Source organism: Planktothrix sp. FACHB-1355, assembly GCF_014748295.1.
In the GTDB taxonomy this organism is placed as follows: domain Bacteria; phylum Cyanobacteriota; class Cyanobacteriia; order Cyanobacteriales; family Aerosakkonemataceae; genus Aerosakkonema; species Aerosakkonema funiforme_A.
The window spans coordinates 1-1,681 of sequence record NZ_JACJUP010001346.1; the positions used below are offsets into that span (position 1 = coordinate 1).

The following is a 1,681-nucleotide window of genomic DNA, read 5'->3' on the forward strand; positions in this document are numbered from 1 at the left end:
TCTTCCGATCTAATTGTAATACTGTGCAACTTGCCAGGTTATTTTTTGGTGTATATCTTCCCACTTGAGGAACGGGGAAATTTTGCCGTTCCATAGCATTTAAAAGACCTATAATTATCGGAGAAATTTCTGATGGTAAGGTTAAATTTGGCCATACGTCCTGAAATTCCAAATTTGTTATTGATATTGCGTTAGGTTCTATCAATACAGGTAAATTTGTATTGGCATTATCTACTTTTGGAATTTCTGGTATATCCGGCTCTATGATTGTTCTGGAGGAAATTGTGTTGATATCCCGTTCTATTGCTTCCTTGCTTTCTAACTTGGCAGTAATAAAATTACTAATTGATTCTTCTATAGCAGTAAACTTTTCAAAAAAAACTTCACTTTTAGGAGTTAATTCTTGAAACATTTCCTTAATTTGTTTAAAATTGTCTTTAAGTTTTCCTAAAGAACCCAGATGATTTTGATAAACAGAAATTTTATCTTTTAATTCCTGGATATCGCGCCCATATTTAAGCTGGCTTTCTTCTAGTAACTGCCGTAATTTAGTAGCTTCTTCTCTAGCGATCTCAGCTTCGGTACTGAGTCTTACTTTTTCGTCATCTCCGTAGGGTACTGGATCGATCCCATAAACGCTTACTATTTGTAAATTTCGCCATGCAGAGCTAGCCCTATTTCCAACAGCAGTCATTCCTTTGGTTAAATAAAGAATAAATGTTGAAAACGAAGCTCCGATCATAAAAGATGTGACTAAATTCAACAGGATGTTAAAATCTCTAGACTGGTTACTTTCTAAAAAAGCAAGAGCTGTCAGAAAAAGATCTGCTAGAAATACTATCCATATTGTTGAAAAATTTTTCCCTACTACAGGTAAGATAAATTTTAACTTTTCGTTTAAGATATTTGACTCATCTATCAAAACAGTTATAGGTAGAGTTGCCGTAGCAATAAAACCGAGTAAGTTGTTAGTAGGAATTCCGAAGACTTTAGCTCTGTCTGGAATGTTAAATGTTGTTTTAAAAAAGTTATCGAGAATAGCAAACTGGGCAAAACTAAAGAAAAGTAGCACCAACAATACTAAACAAAGTAGAATTATCCACAATCTGGTTTCATCCCGGTATTTCTTTTCAAGCCTTGGTATCCTAGAAACAGGTTGGCTCTCTTTACTCATAAAATATCGATGGCTACAGCTTTAGGGTAAGGTAGGAGTGGGTTTAATGTGACAATTTGTGGTGGGCTTGGTTGCTAAACTCACCCTTATTTGTCAGAATTAGTATTACACTTATTTGGTTCTGTCGGATCGACTAGATCTTGGGGAACGGCACAGTAACCAGATTGCGGGCTGGCTTGATATCCTTGGGCGTCTAGCTGAACCATGTTCTGTTCAAGCTCTCTATTGTAGTGTACTCCTCCCATCTTGTCTATATCGTTAAGCTCGCTAGCAAGGCTAGGAGAAACTTCTTTACCTGGGTAAAAGATATCGCTACTCTCTGGATTATCTTCTTCCACCGATCGCAAAACTTCAGTTAATTCTGGATTCCCCCGTAGAGCTTGTTTATAAAATCCTCCAACTCGATTCCATGTGTATGGTTTAACCCATATTTCGGGATTTTTTTCAATTAATTCAAATGGAATAGAAACAATAAAAATAATTTTTTCAAGTTCTTCAGAATAAATA

2 protein-coding genes are annotated in these 1,681 nt (G+C 35.8%); both read right to left on the reverse strand.

The window, feature by feature from the left end:
• On the reverse strand, positions 1 to 1,174 hold a 1,174-nt coding region (locus H6S82_RS32250; protein WP_191057425.1), incomplete at its 3' end, for a hypothetical protein.
• 86 nt (positions 1,175 to 1,260) lie between these two features.
• Positions 1,261 to 1,681: hypothetical protein (locus H6S82_RS32255; RefSeq protein ID WP_191057426.1), on the reverse strand; the 421-nt coding region annotated here is incomplete at its 5' end.